Here is a 20,251-nt window from a genome sequence, read left to right on the forward strand (position 1 = left end):
GCGCCGGGGGTCGTCCGCGGACCCCTACGCTGGGGGGCCATGGACGCCGAGCACCCGGGCGCCGGGGCGCCGCCGCCCCTCGCCGTCGTCGCCGCCGAGGCGGGCGTCTCCGTGCCCACCGTGTCGAAGGTGCTCAACTCCCGGCCCGACGTCGCCGGCGCCACCCGGGAGCGGGTCGCGGCCGTGCTGGCCCGGCACGGCTACGCGGTCCGGCCGTCGGGCAGCCGGCGCACGGGGTTCGTCGACCTCCGGGTGGTCGACCTGGACAGCACGTGGGCGGAGGCCGTGGTGCGCGGGGCGGCCCGGGCCGCGGCGCGGCTGGGCGCCGACCTGGTGGTGACGGTCGACTCCGACCCCGGCTCCGGGTCGGGCGGCGCCTGGGTCCGGCACGCGCTGCGCCGCGGGACGGACGGGCTGGTGAGCGTCGTCGGCGTCCCGGACGAGGCGGCGCGCGCCGACCTCGCGCGGGCGGGGGTGCCGCTCGTGGTCGTCGACCCGCGCACCCGGCCCGACCCGGAGCTGCTGGCCGTCGCCGCGACGAACTTCCGCGGCGGCCTCGACGCCACGGCGCACCTGGTCGGGCTCGGCCACCGGCGGATCGCCACGATCACCGGGCCCCAGGACCAGGACAACGCCGTCGCCCGGCTCGCGGGGTACCGGACCGCGCTGATCCAGGGGGGCCTCGTGGTCGAGGAGGAGTTGGTCCGCGGCGGGGCGTACGGCGTGGACGCCGGCTTCCGCGCCGCCGAGGTGCTGCTCCGCGCCGAGGACCCGCCGACCGCGGTGTTCGCCGCCTCGGACGACACCGCGATCGGCGTGCTGCGCGCGGCCCGGGAGCACGGGGTCCGGGTGCCGGAGGACCTGTCGGTGGTCGGATTCGACGACCAGCCGGTCGCCGCCTGGCTGGACCCGGCGCTCACGACCGTGCGGCAGCCGCTCGACGAGATGGGCGACGCCGCCGTCGCGCTCGCGCACCGGGCGCGGCAGGGCGGCGGGCGCGGGCACGCGCACCTGGAGCTGGCGACGCGCCTCGTCGTGCGGGCGTCGACGTCCGCGCCGCGACCGCGCTGACGCGCCCACGCCCCGACGCCGGGTCTCCGAGCTCGGACTCGTCCCGCTGGGTCGCGGGAGTCCAGGTCCGGAGACTCGGCGTCGGTGGTCGCGTGGAGGTCAGAGCGTCAGGCGCCTCCGGAGGAGCAGGCCCGCGCCGGCCGCCAGGGCGCCGAGCGTCGCGAGCACGCCCAGCGCCGCGTGCGCGCCCGTCACCGCGAGCGCGGGCTCCGCGGCCCCGCCGGCCGCGGGCTCCTCCCCCGCCGGCGCCGTGCCGGTGCCCGGGTCCTCGGCCCCGGGCTCGACCACGCCGGCGTCGCCCGGCCCGGGACCCGCGCCGGCCGCGACGGTCAGCGCGGCCGCCGAGCCGGGCACGGTGATCCCGGCGTCGTTCGTCGTCGACAGGGCCAGCGCGTGCTCGCCCGCGCGGGGCGGGGTCGCCACGTCGCAGGCCCAGGACCCGTCCGCGTCGACGTCGGCGGTGCACCACGCGGTGCCGGCCGGCCCGGTCACGGTGAGGTGGGCGCCGGGCTCGCCGGTGCCCGCCAGCCGGGTCACGGCGTCGACCGTCGACCCCGGCGCGGGGTCGGTGAGCACGGGCGGCACCGGCTCGGCGGCGGACGAGAACACCTCGGCCGCGAGCACCGGCTTCAGGTTCTGCTCCATGTCGGGCCCGACGACGTAGTCGCGCAGCAGCCCGTCGCGCAGGTAGTTGCCGATCGCGGCGACGATCATCGACTGGTCGAGCGACAGGTACCGCTCGGCGACGGTCCCGGACCGCACGGCCACGGCGTCGTAGAAGCCGCCCGGCCCGTAGGCGTCGAAGTCGGCGGCGATGTTCCGCAGGTTGTCGACCACGCCGCGCGGGTCGTACTCCAGGCCCAGGAACGCGGCGTGCGGGGTGACGACGCCGTCGCCGAACTCGGGCTCCGGGTTGGTCGCCTCGCGGCAGCCCGCGAAGCCGAGGTCGACGTCGGTCGTGCCGTCCGACAGGTAGCCGTCCGACCGCATGCCCAGGACGTCGACGCCGTACTCCGCGTAGCCGCCGTGGGGATCGCTGGCGGGGGAGAAGCCCCAGTAGCCGTAGCCGGTCTCGTCCAGGCCGTGCCGCTTCTGCGCCTCGACGACCAGCGGGTGGTTCACGCCCCAGGAGCGCGGGGCCCACTCGGACTCGGGCACCAGCATGTCCGGCATCAGCGCCTCGAACATCGAGCCGCCCCAGCCGGGCACGAGCGCCATCTCGTCGTAGTGGTAGACGCCCTCGTAGACGGGGACGCCGTCGTAGGTGCGGGTCACGCCGCTCGGGCGCTGCTCCTGCCAGGACCAGTCGCAGGTCGACGGGAACGTGCGGTAGGTGCCCCAGTACGCCTCGGACGGGATCTCGCCGTCGGCGATGCCCAGATAGAGCGCGATCCGGGTCTCGGAGACGGTCGTGTCGTAGTGGTGGCAGGTGTAGTAGACGGTCTCGCCGCCGGTGTAGTTCCCGGGCACCGAGCAGCCCGACGGCTCGGAGTCCCAGAACCCGCCGCGGATCAGCCCGACCCCGAGGTCCGCGCGGCCCTCGGGGTTGTAGTAGACGCCGAAGTGCATCGAGTCGTAGAGCGCGGTGGCCTCGTCCGCGAGGCGCGGCTCGGCGGACGCGACCACGCGCAGCGCGGCGGCGAGCCAGCCGTTGTCGACCGACGACAGGAAGTGCTCGACCGGGTCGCCGCTGTCCGGCCACGTGTCCACGCGGTCGCCGGTGGCCGGGTCGTACCAGTTGTAGAACATGCCGGACTCGTCGTGCCGGTCCAGGCGCTCCAGGGTGGCGAGCGTCGTCGCCATCCGGTCGCGGGCGTCGCGGTGGCTGAGCAGGCCGAGGTCCCGGGCGACGACGGTCGACCACAGGTAGCCGCCGATGTTCGTCGGCGAGGTGTACGCGCTGGCGGTGCCGGGCTCGAGCGCGCCGGGCATGTTGTCCGCGACGAGCCCGGTGCCGGGGTCGGTCATCGCGTCGAGGGAGCGGTAGGTGTCCGCGAGCCACGTGCGGAGCTGGCGGACGTCCCGCCCCCCGCCGTGGCCGCCACCGTGCCCGCCGCCCTGGGCCTGGTCGCCGCCGGCCGGGACCGGGGCGGCCGAGGCGGTCGGTGCCAGCGCGGCGGCTGCGCCCGCCAGCAGGGCCGCGAGCCCCGCGGCGACGGCCCGCCGACGGCGGGGTCGGCGCCCGGGCGGGGGCTCGGGGGAGTCGGGCCGGCGCCGTCCGGTGGCGCGGGGTGCTGCTCGCATCGGGTCACGTCCTCGTGGTCCGGGGCGCCGAAATTTCGACACCCGTTGTCGAAAGAGCGCCAGCACAGTAGTCGGCCCCCGCGGACCGGTCAACGGCTCGCGCCGGACCGCCGGCCCACTCGACCAGACCCGACCGACCCTTGCTCTGCCAGTGGAACGTCGTGACGGACACACCGTCGGCGTGTCCGTCACAACGTTCCACTCGGGGTGTGACCGGCCCCGCCCCGGACGCGACGACGCCCCGGCGACCACGTGGGTCGCCGAGGCGTCGCGTGCTGCGTCAGGCGGTGCTCAGAGGCCGACCTCGGCCTCGAACGCGCCCTCCTCGATCCGCTGCTTCACGGTCATCAGGTACCGCGAGGCGTCCGCGCCGTCCACCAGGCGGTGGTCGTAGGACAGGGCCAGGTAGCACATGGACCGGATCGCGATGACCTCGGCGCCGTCGGCGTCCTTGATCACGACCGGGCGCTTGACGATCGCGCCGGTGCCCAGGATGGCGGAGGTGCCGCCGGGGACGATCGGGGTGTCGAACAGCGCGCCGCCCGAGCCCGTGTTGGTCACCGTGAAGGTCGCGCCGGACAGCTCGTCCGGGGTGACCTTGTTGGCACGGGTGCGGCCCGCGAGGTCGGCGATCTTCCGGCCGATGCCGGCCAGGTTGAGGTCGCCGGCGTCCCGGATCACCGGCACGACGAGGCCGCGCTCGGTGTCGACCGCGATGCCGATGTTCTCCGTGCCGTGGTAGGTGATCTCCTTGCCCTCGAGCACGCCGTTGATCTTCGGGTGCACCTTGAGCGCCTCGACCGCGGCCTGCACGAAGAACGGCAGGAAGGTGAGGTTGACGCCCTCGCGGGCCTTGAAGGAGTCCTTCGCCTGGGCGCGGAGGCGGGCGACGCGGGTGACGTCGACCTCGACCACGGAGGTCAGCTGCGCCTGGCTGTGCAGGGCGTCGACCATGCGCTCGGCGATGACCTGGCGCAGGCGGCTGGCCTTCTCGGTCGTGCCGCGCAGCGGGGACGGCTGCACCGACTTCGCCGCGGCCGGGGCCGACGGCGCCGACGGGGCGGCGGCCGGGGCCTGCTGGGCGGTGGCGGCCTTGGCGGCCTCCTCCGCCTTCGCGGCGGCCTCGAGCACGTCCTCCTTGCGGATGCGGCCGCCGACGCCGGTGCCGGTCAGGGTCGACGTGTCGACGCCCTTCTCGGCGGCCAGCTTGCGGACGAGCGGGGTGAGGTAGGAGCCCTGCGCCTGGGCCGGGGCGGCCTGCTGCTGCGGCGCCGGCGCGGCGGGGGCGGCCGGGGCCGACTGCGTCGGGGCGGGCACCGGGGCCGGCGTCGGCGCGGGGGCCTCCTCCGGAGCAGCGGCCTGCGGGGCGGCCTCGGTCGCGGCGGGGGCGGCGGCCTGGGCCGCGCCGTCCTGCGACCGACCCGACGCGGCGGGCGCCGAGCCGGAGCCGATCACGGCGAGCGGGGCGCCGACCTCGGCGGTCTCGTCCTCGCCGACCAGGATCTGCTGCAGCGTGCCGGCGAACGGCGACGGGACCTCGGTGTCGACCTTGTCGGTCGAGATCTCGAGCAGGGGCTCGTCGACCTCGACGGAGTCGCCGACCTGCTTCAGCCAGCGGGTGACGGTGCCCTCGGTGACGGACTCGCCGAGCGCCGGCAGGGTGACCTGCTGGCCGTCGCCGGAGCCCTGGGCCTCGGCGGCGGGCGCCGGGGCGGGCTGCTCGGTCGCGGGGGAGGCGGACTCGACCTCGGGGGCCGGGTCGCCGTAGCCCTCGCCCTGCGTGGTGGCGCCGGTCTGCTGGGCCGGGGCCTCCTCCTGCGCGGGGGCGGCCTCGGCCGGGGCGGCGTCGCCACCGGCGCCCGAGCCGTCGCCGATCACGGCCAGGACGGCGCCGACCTCGGCGGTCTCGTCCTCCTGGACCAGGATCTGCTCGAGCACGCCGGCGAACGGCGAGGGGACCTCGGTGTCGACCTTGTCGGTCGAGATCTCGAGCAGGGGCTCGTCGACCTCGACGCGGTCGCCCACGTTCTTGAGCCAGCGGGTGACGGTGCCCTCGGTGACGGACTCGCCGAGAGCGGGAAGCTGCACGTTGTCGGACATGACCGCTCGTGCCTCCTTCGAAGTTCGTGTGGTCAGTTGTGGGCGTGCAGCGGCTTGCCGGCGAGCGCCAGGTGCGCCTCGCCGAGAGCCTCGTTCTGCGTCGGGTGGGCGTGCACGAGCGCCGCGACGTCCTCGGGGTACGCCTCCCAGTTCACGATGAGCTGGCCCTCGCCGATGAGCTCGCCGACGCGCGCGCCGATCATGTGCACACCGATCACGGGGCCGTCCTTCTGGCGCACGAGCTTGATGAAGCCCTGCGTCGCGAGGATCTGGCTCTTGCCGTTGCCGCCGAGGTTGTACTCCAGGGTCTCGATCGCGTCGGCCCCGTGCACCTCCTTGGCCTTCGCCTCGGTCAGGCCGACGGACGCGACCTCCGGGTCGGAGTACGTCACGCGGGGGATGCCCGACTCGACGATCGGCTGCGGGTTCAGGCCCGCGATCTCCTCCGCCACGAAGATGCCCTGGGCGAAGCCGCGGTGCGCGAGCTGCAGGCCCGGGACGATGTCGCCGACCGCGTAGATGTTGCCGACGCCGGTGTGCAGGCGGTCGTTCGTGATGACGAAGCCGCGGTCGAGCGTGATGCCCTGCTGCTCGTAGCCCAGGTCGGCGGTGCGGGGACCGCGGCCGACGGCGACCAGCAGGAGGTCGGCGTCGAACGTCTTGCCGTCCTCCAGCGAGACGTGCACGCCGCTGTCGTCCTGGGTCACGCCGGAGAACCGGACGCCCAGGTTGAAGTTGATGCCGCGCTTGCGGAACTGGCGCTCGAACGCCTTGGACAGCGCCTCGTCCTCGTTCGGGACCAGGTGGGGGAGCGCCTCGATGATCGTGACGTCCACGCCGAACGACTTCCACACGCTCGCGAACTCGGAGCCGATGACGCCGCCGCCGAGGATGATCGCGGACTTCGGCACGTAGTCGAGCTTGAGCGCCTGGTCCGAGGTGATGACGCGGCCGACGATCTCCAGACCGGGCAGCGACCGGGCGTAGGAGCCGGTGCCGAGGATGACGTTCCGACCGGTGACCCGCTCGCCGTTGACCTCGACCGTGTCCTGCGCGACGAGCTTGCCGTAGCCCTCGAACACGGTGATCTTGCGGGACTTGATCAGGCCCTGCAGGCCCTTGTAGAGCCGGCCGATGACCGAGTCCTTGTAGGCGTTCACGCCGTTCATGTCGATGCCCGTGAGCTGCGTCTGCACGCCGAAGTGCGCGCCGTCGCGGGCGTTGTCGGCGAGCTCCGCCGCGTGCAGCAGGGCCTTGGTGGGGATGCAGCCGTTGTGCAGGCAGGTGCCGCCGACCTTGTCGCCCTCGATCAGGGCGACGCTGAGGCCGAGCTGGGCACCGCGGAGCGCAGCCGCGTAGCCGCCACTCCCTCCGCCCAGGACGACGATGTCGAAAGCGGATCCGGTCGTGTCGGACACGTGAAGACTCCTCCGGCGCAGACATAGGGGAACGCGGTTGTTCCCGAGCCATCTTGTCATCCCCGCGTAGGCCGGACGACCCAGATGACCGGGGGCCGCGTGTGATTCTGGGAACAGTCATCCCATGTCTTGCCGTGCAGCGGGCGTCGGCGGGCCGTCCGAGGCACGGCGCGCGCCCGCGCGGCACCCGGGTGATTCCCAGCCGGGGTCCAGCATGCGCCGTTACGCTCCCGGCATGGGTCTGTTCTCCCGCCGCCGCCGCCCGGCCCCCGCCGCGCCGGACGCGCCGCCGACCGGACGCGCCGCCCGCGAGGAGACCGTGGGGCACCTCCGCGAGTTCGTGCGCACCCGCGTGGGCGTCGAGGCGTACCTCGAGCCGCAGACGAACGTCACGCAGACGACGCTCATGCTCATCGCGACCGACGGCGAGTGGACCCGCCGCCGGGTGCCCGACGGCCGCGCCGGGTGGGACATCGCGAAGGAGCTCGGGGTGCCGTTCTACGACGTGCAGCGCACCGGCTACCCGCAGCGGATGCGGGACTGGAACACGCGGCAGCGGATCGAGCGGGAGCGCGCCGCCCGGGAGCGCGCCGCCCGCCGCGCGGCCGACCCGCGCTGACCCTCGTCCGCTCGACGACGGGCGGGCGCCGAGATCGGTGGTTCGCGCCGAGATCGGTGGTGGCAGGCACCGATCTCGGCGCGAAACACCGACGTCGGGACGCCAACCACCGACGTCGGCGGACGGAGCGCGCGGGGCGGACGCACGAGCGCCCGGCCGCCCTCCGGGGAGGGCGCCGGGCGCTCGGGGTCGTGCGGGGCGGGCGGCGCGACGGCGCCGCGCCGGGGTCAGCGGATCGCGCGGGCCTCGATCAGCGCGAGCAGCGTGCGGACGCCCACGCCGGTGCCGCCGGCGGGGGTGTACCCGAACGGCGCCTTCTCGTTGAACGCCGGGCCGGCGATGTCGAGGTGCGCCCACGGCGTCGAGCCGACGAACTCCTGCAGGAACAGGCCGGCCGTGAGCATGCCGCCGAACCGGTCGCCGATGTTCGCGATGTCCGCGACCTTCGACTTGAGCCCGGCGCGCAGGTCGGCGGGCAGCGGCATCGGCCAGAACGCCTCGCCCGCGGCGCCGGCCGCGTCGACGACCTCGGTGCGGGTGGAGTCGTCGCCCATGACGGCGGAGACGCGCGGGCCGAGCGCGACGAGCTGCGCGCCGGTCAGCGTGGCGATGTCGAGGACGACGTCGGGCTTCTCCTCGACCGCGGCGACGAGGCCGTCGGCCATGACGAGCCGGCCCTCGGCGTCGGTGTTGAGCACCTCGACGGTCTTGCCGCCGCGGATGGTCAGCACGTCGGAGGGGCGCTGCGCGGTGCCGGACGGCATGTTCTCGGCGAGGCAGAGCCAGCCGGTGACGGCGACGGGCAGCTCGAGGCGCGCGGCGGCGAGCACGGTGTGCAGCACCGCCGCGGCGCCGGCCATGTCGGACTTCATCGCGTCCATGCCCGCGGCCGGCTTGATCGAGATGCCGCCGGAGTCGAACGTGATGCCCTTGCCGACCAGCGCGACCTTGGCGGCCGGGCGGGACGGGGAGTAGGAGACCTTGACCAGGCGCGGCGGGCGGGCCGAGCCCTGGCCGACGCCGAGGATGCCGCCGTAGCCGCCGGCGGCCAGCGCCTTCTCGTCCAGCACGGTGACCTTGACGCCCTTGGCGCCGGTGTCCTTGACCGCAGCCTTGGCGGCGTCGGCGAACGCGGCGGGGTACAGGTCGTTCGGGGCGGCGTTCACCAGGTCGCGCACGCCGTGCACGGCGGCGGCCAGCACCTCGGCGCGGGCGAGCGCCTTGGTGGCCGACTTGTCACGGGCGCGCGGGGTCAGCACGGTGATCTCGGCGGCCGGGGCCGGGGCGTCCTCGCCCGAGCGGTACCGGGTGTACGCGTAGGCGCCGAACAGGGCGCCCTCCGCGACCGCGGCGACCTGCTCCGCGTCCTCGGCGGGCAGCGCGACGGCGACCGACGCGGCGCCGGTGAGCTCGCGCAGGGCGGCGCCGGCCGCGCGGCGCAGGGTCTCGGCGTCCGGGACGACCTCGTCGAGCGGGCCGACGCCGGTGAGCACGACGGTCCTCGCCGCCAGCTTGCCCGCGGCGGGGAGCCGCCGGACCTCGTCGACGGCGCCGGTGATGCCGAGCACGCCGGCGAGGCCGGTCACCTGCTCGACGGTCTCGGCGGGCAGCCAGTCGGCGCCCACGACCCGGGGGCCGGCGGGGCTGCTGGCGACCGCGACGACGAGGGCGTCGGCGGTCTGGCGGGCGGGGTTCGCGGAGGTCAGCGTCACTCGGGGCACCCGCCGATGCTATCGCCGCCTCCGGGTACCGTGGGGCCCCGTGACCCCGCCCCTGCTCTACGCCGTCGCCGTGGCGGCCCTCGCGCTGGCCGCCTGGGCCCTGGTGTTCGCGGTCCGGGACCGCGCCGTGGTGCTCCGGCAGCTGTGGGGCGCGGCCGTCGTCGAGGGGCTGATGGTGGTCCAGGCGGTCGTCGCGGGCGTCCGGCAGGCCACCGGCACCGTGCCGGACGAGCCCGTCGTGTTCTGGGGCTACGTCGTGACCCAGCTCATCCTGCTGCCCGCGGCCGCGCTGTGGGCGTTCGCCGAGCGCACCCGGTGGTCGTCGGTCGTGCTGCTGATCGCGGCGGTGGCGGTGGTGTTCCTGCAGCTGCGGCTCGACCAGACCTGGGCCGGCGCGTGACCGCGAGCCCGGCGACCCCCGCGCCCCCGGCGCCCCACGGCAGCACCGCGTCCGGCCCCGGCCGGGTGCTCGTGGCGATCTACGGCGTGTTCGCGCTCGCCGCCACGGCGCGCGCGGGCTACCAGCTCGTCGCGAAGTTCGACGAGGCCCCGCTCGCCTACCTGCTGTCCGCCCTCGCGGCGCTCGTCTACGTCGTCGCCACGATCGCCCTGGCGACCGACCGGCGCGGCCTCGCCTGGACCGCCGTCGGCGTCGAGCTGGTCGGCGTCCTCGCGGTCGGCACCCTGTCGGTCCTCGACGCCGGCGACCTCCCGGACCAGACGGTGTGGTCGGTGTACGGCCAGGGGTACGGCTACGTCCCGCTGGTGCTGCCGTTCCTCGGCGTCGCGTGGCTCTGGCACACCCGCCCGGGGCCCGCCGCGGTCGCGGGGTCCCGGCCGACCGCCCCCGCGGACCAGTAGGTTGGGGGCCGTGTACGGCCTCCTCTTCCGCCAGGTCTTCTCCCGCCTCGACCCCGAGCAGGCGCACCACCTCGCGTTCCGCGCCATCCGCGTCGCCTCCCGCGTCCCGGTCCTGAACGGCGTGCTGCGCGCCGCGCTCACCCCGCCGCCGACCGGGGCGGTCCGGGTGCTGGGCCGCACGTTCCCGTCGCCCTTCGGGCTCGCCGCGGGCTTCGACAAGAACGCCGTGGGCGTGCCGGGGCTGACGATGCTCGGCTTCGGGTTCGTCGAGATCGGCACGGTCACGGCGCACGCGCAGCCCGGCAACGAGGCCCCGCGCCTGTGGCGGGTGCTCGACCGGCGCGGCCTGCGCAACCGGATGGGCTTCAACAACGAGGGTGCCGCCGCGGTGGCCGAGCGGCTGCGCCGCCTGCGCTCGTCCGCGTCGGGCCGCGCGCTCGTCGTCGGCGTGAACATCGGCAAGACCAAGGTCACCGCGCCCGAGGACGCCGCCGACGACTACGCGACGAGCGCGGGCCTGCTCGCGCCGTACGCCGACTACCTCGTGGTGAACGTGTCGTCGCCGAACACGCCGGGGCTGCGCGACCTGCAGTCCGTCGACGCGCTGCGCCCGATCCTGCAGGCGGCCCGCGCCGCCGCGGACGAGTCGGCCGCCGCCGCGGGTCGGCCGCGCGTCCCGCTCCTGGTCAAGATCGCCCCGGACCTCGCGGACGCCGACGTCGACGCGGTCGCGGACCTGGTCACCGAGCTCGGCCTCGACGGCGTGGTCGCGGTCAACACGACGATCGCGCACGACCTCGGCCCCGGCGGCCTGTCCGGCCCGCCGCTGCTCGACCGCGGCCTGGTGGTCGTCGCGCGGCTGCGGCACCGGCTCGGCGCGGACCGGGTCGTGATCGGCGTCGGCGGCATCACCACCCCGGCCGACGCGCGCGCCTACCTGGCCGCGGGCGCCGACCTGGTGCAGGGCTACACCGGGTTCATCTACGAGGGACCGTTCTGGGCGTCGCGGATCGGCCGGGCGCTCGCCCGCGACGCCGTGACCCGCGCGGCCGCCCCGGCGGGTGCCGCGTGACCGCGCTGCACCCGCAGTGGGCGTGGGAGCTCACCGGCCCGTCCGGGGAGGTGCTCGACCGCCCGCTGTCGCCCGTCTTCGGCACCCGGTACGACGCCGAGGAGTGGCTCGGCGCGCACTGGCGCACGCTGCGGGACCAGGGCGCGCGCACGGCGGTGCTGCGGAACGACGGCGCGCTCGTGCCGCCGGCCTACGACCTCGGGGCCGTGCCGGAGCAGATGACGGTCCGTCCGCGGGACTGACCGCCGCGGTGCGCGGGGTCCGCACGGGCGGCACGCGACGCTAGACGAGCGCGGCCGTCGTCCCCGCGAGCGGCGGCGTCCCCGCGTCCGCCCGACCCGGCGCACCGAGCGCCGCCCACGCGAGCGCCAGCCCGTCGACCGCCCGGCGCAGCTCGTCCGGCTCGGAGGTGAACGGGAGCCGCAGCCGGTCCTCCAGGCCGCCGTCGACGCCGAACGCGGGGCCCGGCGCCACCCGCACCCCGTGGGCGAGCGCGAGCGCGCTGAGCGCCGACGACACCGGCGCCCCGAGGTCGACCCAGAGCGCCTGCCCGCCCGGGGGCACCGCGAACCGCCACCCCGGCAGCCGCTCCGCGAGGAGCCGGACCAGCAGGTCCCGCCCCGCGCGCAGCCGGTCCCGGCGCTCGACCAGGGGCGCCTCGCCGAGCCGCAGCAGCTCGACGGCGACCAGCTGGTCCAGCACCGCCGTGCCGAGGTCCGCGCTCCGCCGGGCCAGGGCCAGCCGTGCCACGAGATCCGCCGGCCCGCGCAGCCAGCCGACCCGCAGGCCGCCCCAGTGGCTCTTGGACATCGACCCGATCGCGACCACCCGCGGCGCGTGGCCGTCGCCGGCGAACGGCTCGGGCTCGGGGCCGTCGAGCGTGAGGTCGGTGAGCACCTCGTCGCCGGCCACGACCGTCCCCGTGCGCCGGGCCAGCGCCCGCACCTGCTCGCGCGCCGCGCCGTCCAGCGTCGCCCCCGTGGGGTTGTGGTGGTCCGGGATCAGGTAGACGAGCCGCGGGGCGACCTGGCGCACCGTCGACTCCAGGAGGTCCAGGTCCGTGCCGGCGCGCCCGGTCGGCACCGGCACCGGCCGCGCGCCGACGGACCGCGCCGCGTCGATCGCGTGCGGGTAGGTGGGCTGCTCGACGACCACCCGGTCGCCCGGCCCGGCGTGCGTCCGCATCAGCAGCGCGATGGCGTGCTGGGCGCCGGTCGTCACGAGCACCTGGTCGGGCGTCGTCGGGGTGCCGCGGGCGGTGTACCGGTCCGCGATCGCGGCGCGGAGCACGTCCAGGCCGAGCGGCGCGTAGCCGTGGCCGGCGTGCCGGGGCAGCGCGTCGACAGCGCGCCGGGCGGCCTCGTGCAGCTCGCGCGGCGCCGGGCACGCGGCGATCGTCAGGTCCACGACGCCGTCCGTCGCGAGCGGCCGGTGCAGGGGCAGTGCGGCCCCGCCGCGGGCGCGGTCCTCGGGGAGGGCGGTCACGGTGCCGGACCCCTGGCGGCTCACCAGGTACCCCTCGTCGCGCAGCAGCCCGTACGCTCCCGAGGTCGTCGTGCGGGACACCCCGAGCACGTCGGCCAGCTCCCGCTCCCCGGGGACCCGGGTGGCGAGCGGCAGGTCGCCGGCGAGGATCGCGCGGCGGACGGCGTCGGCGAGCGCGGCGTACGCCGGGCCGGGGCGGCGCCAGCTGCCGAGCACGGCGGCCAGCCCGGTGCCGCCGATCCGGCGGTCGGAGACGAGGAGCGTGGACATGGGGCCACTCTTGCGCAAGTGGCTATCGAAAGGAAGGCCGGTCGGCGCCGATGATGAGTCCGTGACCGCTCAGCCCGATGCCACCGCCGCGGCGGTGGCCACCCCCGCTCCCGCCGCCCGGCGCTCCGCCCACGCCGGCCGCCGCGCCGTCCAGCTCGTCGGCGGGCTCGTCCTCTACGCCGCCTCGATCGCCGTCCTCGTGCACACCGGCCTCGGCAACATGCCGTGGGACGTGCTGAGCCAGGGCGTGTCCCGGCAGGTCGGCTGGTCTCTCGGCACGGTGACCATCGTGCTCAGCGTGCTGATCCTCGGGGCCTGGTGGCCGCTCCGGCAGCGGCCCGGGATCGGCACCGTCGCGAACGTGGTGCTGATCGGCGTCCTGATCGACCCGTTCCTCGCCCTGCTCGACCTGCTGCCCGAGGCGCTCCCGATGGCCGCGCGGGTCGGCATGGTGCTGGCGGGCATCGTGCTCAACGGGCTCGCGTCCGCGCTGTACATCGGTGCCCGGCTCGGCCCGGGGCCGCGGGACGGCCTGATGACCGGCCTGGTCGCCCGCACCGGCTGGCCCGTGGGCCCCGTGCGGATCGCGATCGAGGTGACCGTGGTCGCCGTCGGCTGGCTGCTCGGCGGCACGCTCGGGTTCGCGACGCTGGCGTACGCGCTCGGCATCGGGCCGCTGATCCACTGGCTGCTGCCGCGGCTCGCCGTGCCGGTGCCGCCCGCCGTGGCGGCGGCCGAGCCGGCCGAGCCGGGGGAGGGCCGCTAGCGGCCGCGCCCGCGGAGACGGCAGCAGGGCCGGCACCCCCGAGGGGGTGCCGGCCCTGCGACGTCCGCGGCGTCAGCGCGAGGCGGGCGAGTTCTTCGCCGTCTCCGCCGGGTCCGCGATGACCGCGTCGCCGAGGATCTCGTCGATCCGCGTCATCAGCTCGGCCGGGATCTCGACCCCGGACGCCTTGACGTTCTCGGTGACCTGCTCGGGGCGGGACGCCCCGATGATCGCCGCGGCGACGTTCTGGTTCTGCAGCACCCAGGCGACCGCGAGCTGCGCGAGCGACAGCCCGAGCTCGTTCGCGACGGGGGTGAGGTCCTGCACGCGCTGGAGCACGTTCGGCTGGTCCAGGAAGCGCTTGATGGTGTTCGCGCCGCCCTTCTCGTCCGTCGCGCGCGAGCCCTCGGGCAGCGGCTGGCCCGGCTTGTACTTGCCGGTGAGCACGCCCTGGGCCACGGGGGACCAGACGATCTGGGACACGCCCAGCTCCTCGGACGCCGGGACGACCTCGGGCTCGATGACCCGCCACAGCGCGGAGTACTGCGGCTGGTTCGAGATCAGCTGGAAGCCCAGGTCCTTCGCCAGCGCGTGGCCGGCGCGGATCTGGTCCGCGGTCCACTCGGAGACGCCGATGTACAGCGCCTTGCCGGAGCGGACGACGTCGGCGAACGCCTGCATCGTCTCCTCGAGCGGCGTCGCGTGGTCGTAGCGGTGCGCCTGGTACAGGTCGACGTAGTCGGTCTGGAGGCGCTGCAGGGAGCCGTCGATCGACTCCATGATGTGCTTGCGGGACAGGCCGGTGTCGTTCGGGCCCTTGGGGCCGGTCGGCCAGTAGACCTTCGTGAAGATCTCCAGCGACTGCCGGCGCTCGCCCTTGAGGGCCTCGCCGAGCACCTCCTCGGCGACCGTGTTCGCGTAGACGTCCGCGGTGTCGAAGGAGCTGATGCCGGCGTCGAGCGCGGCGCGGACGCAGGCGGTGGCGGCGTCGTTCTCGACCTGCGAGCCGTGCGTCAGCCAGTTGCCGTAGGTGATCTCGGAGATCTTGAGGCCGGAGCGGCCCAGGTGGCGGTAGTTGACCATGCCACCACCCTAGGACGGTCTAGGAGCGCCGGCTCACTCGGGGTAGTCACCGTGCTTGACCTGCGGCTTCGGCAGGCGGGCACGGCGGATCTGGAACACCCGGGTGACGGCGTACATCATCAGCCCGCGCTGCTGGCCCGCGTCGCCGAACTTCGCGGCGAGCCGCTTGCGGAGCTTGCGCCACATGATGATGACGTCGACGACCATGCCGATGATGAACAGGTAGAGCACGACCAGGCCCAGGAACGCGAGCTCCGGGCTGACCGACGTCAGCAGCATGTTGAGCAGCAGCATGACGATGGCGACCGGCAGGAACAGCTCGCCGAGGCTCCACCGGGCGTCGACGTACTGCCGGATGTACCGGCGCACGGGACCCTTGTCCTTGGCGGGCATGTACCGCTCGTCGCCGGTCTGCATCGCGGCGTACTGCTTGTCGCGCTCGGCCCGCTGCGCGGCGCGCGCGTCCTTGGCCGCGGCCTTGCGGTCCTGGGGCACGAGCGGCCGGCGGTTGGCGGCCTCGGCCGTCTTCCGCTTGGGGGTGGGGCGGCCCTTCCCGGCCTCGATCAGGCCCGGGGTCTCCTCGACGAGACCCGGGGTGGCCTGCTCCGCGGGGGAGGTGCTGTCCTTGCTGCGTCCGAACACCCCTCCAGGGTAGTCGAGTAGCGTGGCGATCCGTGACAGAGCCCACCGCCACCCACGCGTCCCCCACGCCCGCCGCCCCCGAGGCCGTCGCCGACCTGCGGGCCCGCGTCGCCGCCGCCTTCCCGGGCGTCCGTGCCGACCTCGAGGCCCTCGTCCGCGTGCCGAGCGTCTCGAACGCGGACTTCGACCAGGCGCACGTCGCCGCCAGCGCGGAGCACGTCGCCCGCCTGCTCGGCGAGGCCGGCCTGCCGGAGGTGCAGATCCTCTCGGTCGAGCGCCCCGACGGCACGCCCGGCGCCCCCGCGGTCGTCGCCCGGCGCCCCGCCCCGGCCGGCGCGCCCACCGTGCTGCTGTACGCCCACCACGACGTGCAGCCCCCGGGTGCCCGCGAGGACTGGGACACCGAGCCGTTCGAGCCGACCGAGCGCGACGGCCGGCTGTTCGGGCGCGGCGCCGCGGACGACAAGGCCGGCGTCGTGGCGCACCTCGGCGCGCTCCGCGTGCTCCGCGACGAGCTGGGCGTCGGCGTCACGGTGTTCGTCGAGGGCGAGGAGGAGGTCGGCTCGCCGTCCTTCACCCGGTTCCTGCACACGTACTCCGACCTGCTGCGCGCGGACGTCATCGTCGTCGCCGACTCGTCGAACTGGAAGATCGGCGTCCCCGGCCTCACCACGTCGCTGCGCGGGCTCGTGGACCTCGAGGTCGAGGTGGCCGTGCTCGACCACGCCGTGCACTCGGGCATGTTCGGCGGCCCGGTGCTCGACGCCGTGACCCTGCTGTCCCGGCTGATCGCCACGCTGCACGACGACGCCGGCGACGTCGCGGTCGAGGGCCTGGTGTCGGCCGCCGACCCGACCGTCGACTACGACGAGGCCGCGTTCCGCGCCGACGCGAGCGTGCTCGACGGCGTGACCCTCGCCGGCACCGGCCCGCTCACCGCGCGGCTGTGGACCCGCCCGACGATCGCCGTGATCGGCCTCGACGCCCCGCGGGTCGCCACCGCGTCGAACACGATCGCCCCGAAGGCCACCGCCAAGCTGTCGATGCGGATCGCGCCCGGCCAGGACCCGGCCGCCGCGCTGGCCGCCCTGCGCGCCCACCTCGAGGGCCACGCCCCGTTCGGCGCCCGGGTGACGGTCCGGGACGGCGAGCTCGGCAAGCCGTTCCAGGCGCCCGCCGACTCGGCCGCGATGCAGGCCGCACGCGCCGCGTTCGCCGACGCGTGGGGGACCGACCCGGTCGACATCGGCATCGGCGGGTCGATCCCGTTCATCGCCGACCTGCTCGAGGTGTACCCGGACGCGGCGATCCTGGTGACCGGCGTGGAGGACCCGGACTCGCGCGCCCACGGCGCCAACGAGTCGGTGCACCTCGGCGAGCTGGAGCGCGTGGTGCTGGCCGAGGCCCTGCTGCTGGCGCGCCTGGCGGTCTGACGCCCGGTCCTGCCGCCGCCTGAGTGGAAGGTCGTGACGGACACGCCGACGGCGTGTCCGTCACGACCTTCCACTGTCAGATCGGGTCGCCGTCCGGGACGTCAGTGCGCGAGCCCGCTCAGACCGGCGGGGCCGGGTCGTACTGGATGCCCCGGCGCACCGCCCGCGCGGCCTCCGGCGACTCCAGCCGCGCCACCAGGTGCAGCGCCATGTCGATGCCGGCCGACACGCCCGCGCTCGTCACGACGTCGCCGTCGTCGACGAACCGCGCCTCGGTGTCGACCAGCACGCTCGGGTCGAGCTCCGCCAGCTCGTCGACCGCGGCCCAGTGCGTGGTCGCCGGCCGCCCGGCCAGCAGGCCCGCCGCGGCGTAGACCAGCGCCCCGGTGCACACGGACGTCATCAGGGCGGTCTCGCGGCGCAGGTCGCGGACCCACGCCAGGTGCTCCGGGTCGCGGGCGAGCGCGCGGGTGCCGCGGCCGCCGGGGTGCACCAGGACGTGCAGCGGGCCGACGTCCTCGCGCGCGGCGTCCGGCACCAGCCGCAGCCCCTTCGCGCAGCGCACGCCCGACCCGTCGGCCGAGAACGTCACGACCTCGGGGTGCAGCGCGGAGTGCGCCGCCCAGGAGGCCAGGACGTCGAACGGCCCGACCACGTCGAGCTCCTCGGCGTCGTCGAACACGACGATGCCGATCCGCAACGGGTTCCCGGTGCTCACGAGCGTCCCCTCCCGACGGCGGTGGCGTACCGCCCCAGGGTCTCAGTACCCCGGCAGGGCCAGCATCTGGTCGAGCGCGACCCGCGCCCAGTGCGCGTCGTCCGCGTCGACGACGATCCGGTTCGGCACCCGGCCGGCGACCAGCGACTCCATCGCCCACACCAGGTGCGGGAGGTCGATGCGGTTCATGGTCGAGCAGAAGCACACCGTCGAGTCGAGGTACGAGATCTGCTTGTCCGGGTGGGCCTTCGCGAGCCGGCGGACCAGGTTGAGCTCGGTGCCGATCGCCCAGGCGGAGCCCGCGGGGGCCGCGTCGAGGGCCTTGATGATGTACTCCGTCGACCCGACCATGTCGGCGCCCGTGACGACCTCGTGCTTGCACTCCGGGTGCACGAGCACGGTCACGTCGGGGACGGCCGCGCGGACGTCGACGAGGTTCTGCGCGCTGAACCGGCCGTGCACGGAGCAGTGCCCGCGCCACAGGATCATCCGCGCCTCGCGCAGCTCGGCGACGGTGAGGCCGCCGTCCGGCTTCCGCGGGTCGAACACCACGCACTGCTCCAGCGGGATGCCGAGCTCCAGCACCGCGGTGTTCCGGCCGAGGTGCTGGTCCGGCATGAACAGCACCTTGCCGGTGCCGTCGACGCCGCCGACCTGGTCGAACGCCCAGCGCAGCGCGACGTGCGCGTTCGAGGACGTGCAGACGGTGCCGCCGTGCCGGCCGGTGAACGCCTTGATGGCGGCGGTCGAGTTCATGTACGTCACGGGGACGGTGTCCTCCGCGACGCCGGCCTCGACCAGCACGTCCCAGGCGTCCTCGACCTGGTCGATCGCGGCCATGTCGGCCATCGAGCAGCCGGCCGCCATGTCGGGCAGCACGACCTGCTGGGCGTCGGACGTGAGGATGTCGGCCGACTCCGCCATGAAGTGCACGCCGCAGAACAGGATGAACTCGGCGTCGGGCCGCGCGGCCGCCTCGCGGGCGAGCTTGAACGAGTCACCGGTGACGTCGGCGAAGTCGATGACCTCGTCGCGCTGGTAGTGGTGGCCCAGCACGAACGCCCGGTCGCCGAGCGCGGCACGAGCGGCGCGGGCGCGCTCGACCAGGTCGGGGTCCGAGGCGGCGGGCAGGCCGCCGACGCACTCGACGCCGCGCTCCGACGCGAGGTCGCGGCCCTGGCCGAGCAGCAGCAGCGCGGAGGACGCGGGCTCGGCGAACGTGGTCCCGGGGGCGAGGAGAGTCACGCGCGGCATCATCCCACAGCGGTCCGGGGCGCTGACCAGGACCGGGGCGGGTGGGCGAGCGCGCCGGCGTGCGAGGATCGCGCCGTGCACGTGCTCGTCGCCCCCGGCCGGTTCGACGCGCGCCCGGGCGACGGCCCCGGGCCCGCCGCCTCCGCGGTGCGCGGCGTCGCCGGCCCGTCCGTCGCGGCGGGCGCCGACCCGTGGCCCGTGCTGACGGCCGACGAGGCGGTGGCGGCGCTGACCGCCGGCTGGCTCGAGGCCGCGCCCGGCGACACGCTGCTCCCGCTCCCGCTGTCCGACGGCGGCGCGGGGCTGGTCGACGCGGTCCGGGCGGCGCGCGGCGGCGAGCTGCTGCCGGTCACGACGACGGACGCCCACGGCGCGGTCGTGCCGGGCGCGGTGCTGGTCGTGGCGGAGCCGGGCGGCGGGCGGACCGCCTACGTCGACGGCGCGCTGGCGCTGGGCGCCGGTGACCCGGGGGCGGTCCCGCCGGGGGCGACGACCTCGGCGGGGCTGGGCACGCTGCTCGCTGCGGCGCTCGACACCGGCGCCGGGCGGGTCGTCGTCGGCCTGGGCGGGCGACGGACCGTCGCGCACGACGCGGGCGCGGGCCTGCTGGCCGCGCTCGGGGCCGCGCCGGCGGCCGCCGCGCGCGGGCTGGACGCGGCGGCCGGGCTGGCCGCCGAGGACCTGAGCGAGGTCGGTGCGCTCCGCGAGGCGCTGCGGGGCCGGGACCTGGTGGCGCTGCACGCCCATGACCTCCCGCTGCTCGGGCTCGGCGGCGTGTCGGCGGACCTGGCCGAGGCGGGGCGGGTGGCCGCGGACGCGGCGCAGGACGTCGAGCGGGCGGTCGCCGGGTTCGTGCGGGCGGCCGGGGAGGCCGCGGCGCGGGCCGGCGACGGCGGGCGGCGCGATCTGCTGGGCGGGGGCGTCGCGGGCGCCCCGGCGGGGCCCGATGCGCGGGCACCGGGGTCGCGCGCCGCGCTCGTCCCGGGGTCGGGCGCGGGCGGGGGTGCGGCGTTCGCGCTCGGGCTGCTCGGCGCCCGGCTCGTGGACGGCGCGTCCTGGGTCGCCGACGCCGTCGACCTGCCGGGCCGGGCCGCCGAGGTGGACCTGGTGCTGACCGGCACGTCCGTCCTCGACGCCACCGCGCTGGAGCACGGCGTCGTCGGGGTCGCCGCGCACGCCGCGCTCCCGCTCGGGGTGCCGGCGATCGCGGTGGCGGCGCACCTGCGCACCGGCCGCCGCGACTGGGGCGCCGCCGGCCTCGCGGCGGGGTTCGGCGTGGTGGAGCACCCGGCGGACGAGGACGCGTGGCGCCGGGACCCGTCGGCCGCGCTGCGTGCGCGGGTCCCGCGGATCGCGCGCACCTGGTCGCGCTGACCCGCGCCACCGGCCGCGCGGCGTGCAGGTCCTGTGCGCGTCCCGCGGCCCGGCGGGTGCGCGGGCGTACATTGGGGAACAGATCACGCGGGAGTGCGGTTGTGCTCGACGTGACCGTCC

The 20,251-nt window shown here is 76.0% G+C and carries 18 protein-coding genes; 9 read left to right on the forward strand and 9 right to left on the reverse strand.

The features are described 5' to 3' along the window. Positions 1 to 39: 39 nt before the first annotated feature. Positions 40 to 1,071, forward strand: a complete 1,032-nt coding sequence (locus tag FKM96_RS18150; RefSeq protein ID WP_147796428.1) for a LacI family DNA-binding transcriptional regulator — start codon at positions 40 to 42, stop codon at positions 1,069 to 1,071. Between the two features lie 99 nt (positions 1,072 to 1,170). Here the strand turns inward: FKM96_RS18150 and FKM96_RS18155 are convergent, their stop codons facing one another. The 3 genes from FKM96_RS18155 to lpdA all read right to left on the reverse strand — a co-directional run bounded on the left by FKM96_RS18155 (position 1,171) and on the right by lpdA (position 6,833). Further along, positions 1,171 to 3,315: a glucoamylase family protein gene (locus FKM96_RS18155; RefSeq protein WP_168217042.1), complete on the reverse strand. Its 2,145-nt coding sequence runs from the start codon at positions 3,313 to 3,315 to the stop codon at positions 1,171 to 1,173. Between the two features lie 291 nt (positions 3,316 to 3,606). Continuing rightward, on the reverse strand, positions 3,607 to 5,415 hold the full coding sequence (sucB, locus tag FKM96_RS18160; RefSeq protein ID WP_147796429.1) for a 2-oxoglutarate dehydrogenase, E2 component, dihydrolipoamide succinyltransferase: 1,809 nt from the start codon (positions 5,413 to 5,415) through the stop codon (positions 3,607 to 3,609). 32 nt (positions 5,416 to 5,447) lie between these two features. Beyond that, positions 5,448 to 6,833 carry a dihydrolipoyl dehydrogenase gene (lpdA, locus tag FKM96_RS18165; RefSeq protein ID WP_147796430.1) on the reverse strand — a complete coding sequence of 462 codons (1,386 nt, stop codon included), beginning with the start codon at positions 6,831 to 6,833 and terminating at the stop codon, positions 5,448 to 5,450. 235 nt (positions 6,834 to 7,068) lie between these two features. Between lpdA and FKM96_RS18170 the strand changes: the two genes are divergently transcribed. Next, the gene (locus FKM96_RS18170; RefSeq protein ID WP_147796431.1) at positions 7,069 to 7,452 is read left to right on the forward strand and encodes an oxidoreductase; all 384 of its coding nucleotides are present in this window, start codon (positions 7,069 to 7,071) and stop codon (positions 7,450 to 7,452) included. Positions 7,453 to 7,679: 227 nt separating this feature from the next. On the opposite strand, the gene FKM96_RS18175 is transcribed toward FKM96_RS18170, so the two are convergent. Beyond that, a complete protein-coding gene (locus FKM96_RS18175; RefSeq protein WP_147796432.1) occupies positions 7,680 to 9,173 on the reverse strand; it encodes a leucyl aminopeptidase in 1,494 nt (497 codons plus the stop codon). Between the two features lie 40 nt (positions 9,174 to 9,213). On the opposite strand from FKM96_RS18175, the gene FKM96_RS18180 reads away from it, so the two are divergent. Genes FKM96_RS18180 through FKM96_RS18195 form a run of 4 tightly spaced genes read left to right on the forward strand, consistent with a single transcriptional unit; the run spans position 9,214 to position 11,348 of the window. Next, complete coding sequence (locus FKM96_RS18180) at positions 9,214 to 9,573, forward strand: hypothetical protein (RefSeq protein WP_147796433.1); 360 nt, start codon at positions 9,214 to 9,216, stop codon at positions 9,571 to 9,573. Beyond that, complete coding sequence (locus FKM96_RS18185) at positions 9,570 to 10,034, forward strand: hypothetical protein (protein WP_147796434.1); 465 nt, start codon at positions 9,570 to 9,572, stop codon at positions 10,032 to 10,034. The genes FKM96_RS18180 and FKM96_RS18185 overlap by 4 nt, the downstream gene beginning before the upstream one ends. Before the next feature lie 10 nt (positions 10,035 to 10,044). After that, positions 10,045 to 11,106, forward strand: coding sequence for a quinone-dependent dihydroorotate dehydrogenase (locus tag FKM96_RS18190; RefSeq protein ID WP_147796435.1), 1,062 nt, complete (start codon positions 10,045 to 10,047; stop codon positions 11,104 to 11,106). Further along, complete coding sequence (locus FKM96_RS18195) at positions 11,103 to 11,348, forward strand: hypothetical protein (RefSeq protein WP_147796436.1); 246 nt, start codon at positions 11,103 to 11,105, stop codon at positions 11,346 to 11,348. Before FKM96_RS18190 ends, FKM96_RS18195 begins: the two co-directional genes overlap by 4 nt. Before the next feature lie 40 nt (positions 11,349 to 11,388). On the opposite strand, the gene FKM96_RS18200 is transcribed toward FKM96_RS18195, so the two are convergent. After that, on the reverse strand, positions 11,389 to 12,861 hold the full coding sequence (locus FKM96_RS18200) for a PLP-dependent aminotransferase family protein (protein ID WP_147796437.1): 1,473 nt from the start codon (positions 12,859 to 12,861) through the stop codon (positions 11,389 to 11,391). 61 nt (positions 12,862 to 12,922) lie between these two features. Between FKM96_RS18200 and FKM96_RS18205 the strand changes: the two genes are divergently transcribed. Further along, entirely contained in the window at positions 12,923 to 13,627 is a 705-nt protein-coding gene (locus FKM96_RS18205) for a YitT family protein (protein ID WP_246855058.1), read from the forward strand. A gap of 72 nt (positions 13,628 to 13,699) precedes the next feature. On the opposite strand, the gene FKM96_RS18210 is transcribed toward FKM96_RS18205, so the two are convergent. Both FKM96_RS18210 and FKM96_RS18215 read right to left on the reverse strand, forming a co-directional pair. Beyond that, complete coding sequence (locus FKM96_RS18210) at positions 13,700 to 14,710, reverse strand: aldo/keto reductase family protein (protein ID WP_147796438.1); 1,011 nt, start codon at positions 14,708 to 14,710, stop codon at positions 13,700 to 13,702. A gap of 33 nt (positions 14,711 to 14,743) precedes the next feature. After that, positions 14,744 to 15,352 carry a DUF3043 domain-containing protein gene (locus FKM96_RS18215; RefSeq protein WP_147796439.1) on the reverse strand — a complete coding sequence of 203 codons (609 nt, stop codon included), beginning with the start codon at positions 15,350 to 15,352 and terminating at the stop codon, positions 14,744 to 14,746. A gap of 32 nt (positions 15,353 to 15,384) precedes the next feature. Here FKM96_RS18215 and FKM96_RS18220 point away from each other — a divergent pair, with 32 nt between their 5' ends. Beyond that, positions 15,385 to 16,785: a dipeptidase gene (locus tag FKM96_RS18220; protein WP_147796440.1), complete on the forward strand. Its 1,401-nt coding sequence runs from the start codon at positions 15,385 to 15,387 to the stop codon at positions 16,783 to 16,785. Between the two features lie 118 nt (positions 16,786 to 16,903). On the opposite strand, the gene FKM96_RS18225 is transcribed toward FKM96_RS18220, so the two are convergent. Both FKM96_RS18225 and nadA read right to left on the reverse strand, forming a co-directional pair. Next, positions 16,904 to 17,503, reverse strand: coding sequence for a DJ-1/PfpI family protein (locus FKM96_RS18225; protein ID WP_147796441.1), 600 nt, complete (start codon positions 17,501 to 17,503; stop codon positions 16,904 to 16,906). 42 nt (positions 17,504 to 17,545) lie between these two features. Continuing rightward, positions 17,546 to 18,757: a quinolinate synthase NadA gene (gene nadA, locus FKM96_RS18230; protein ID WP_246855059.1), complete on the reverse strand. Its 1,212-nt coding sequence runs from the start codon at positions 18,755 to 18,757 to the stop codon at positions 17,546 to 17,548. A gap of 75 nt (positions 18,758 to 18,832) precedes the next feature. On the opposite strand from nadA, the gene FKM96_RS18235 reads away from it, so the two are divergent. Then, a complete protein-coding gene (locus FKM96_RS18235; protein ID WP_246855060.1) occupies positions 18,833 to 20,131 on the forward strand; it encodes a glycerate kinase in 1,299 nt (432 codons plus the stop codon). The last annotated feature ends 120 nt before the right edge of the window (positions 20,132 to 20,251 follow it).

It is taken from the genome of Cellulomonas sp. Y8 (assembly GCF_008033115.1).
Classification (GTDB): Bacteria; Actinomycetota; Actinomycetes; order Actinomycetales; family Cellulomonadaceae; genus Cellulomonas.

Coding starts and splice junctions, on each gene's coding strand:
- FKM96_RS18155 (WP_168217042.1), bottom strand. CDS start 3,315: ATGCGAGCAGCACCCCGCGCCACCGGACGGCGCCGGCCCGACTCCCCC.
- sucB (WP_147796429.1), bottom strand. CDS start 5,415: ATGTCCGACAACGTGCAGCTTCCCGCTCTCGGCGAGTCCGTCACCGAG.
- nadA (WP_246855059.1), bottom strand. CDS start 18,757: ATGCCGCGCGTGACTCTCCTCGCCCCCGGGACCACGTTCGCCGAGCCC.
- FKM96_RS18210 (WP_147796438.1), bottom strand. CDS start 14,710: ATGGTCAACTACCGCCACCTGGGCCGCTCCGGCCTCAAGATCTCCGAG.
- FKM96_RS18150 (WP_147796428.1), top strand. CDS start 40: ATGGACGCCGAGCACCCGGGCGCCGGGGCGCCGCCGCCCCTCGCCGTC.
- FKM96_RS18200 (WP_147796437.1), bottom strand. CDS start 12,861: ATGTCCACGCTCCTCGTCTCCGACCGCCGGATCGGCGGCACCGGGCTG.
- FKM96_RS18170 (WP_147796431.1), top strand. CDS start 7,069: ATGGGTCTGTTCTCCCGCCGCCGCCGCCCGGCCCCCGCCGCGCCGGAC.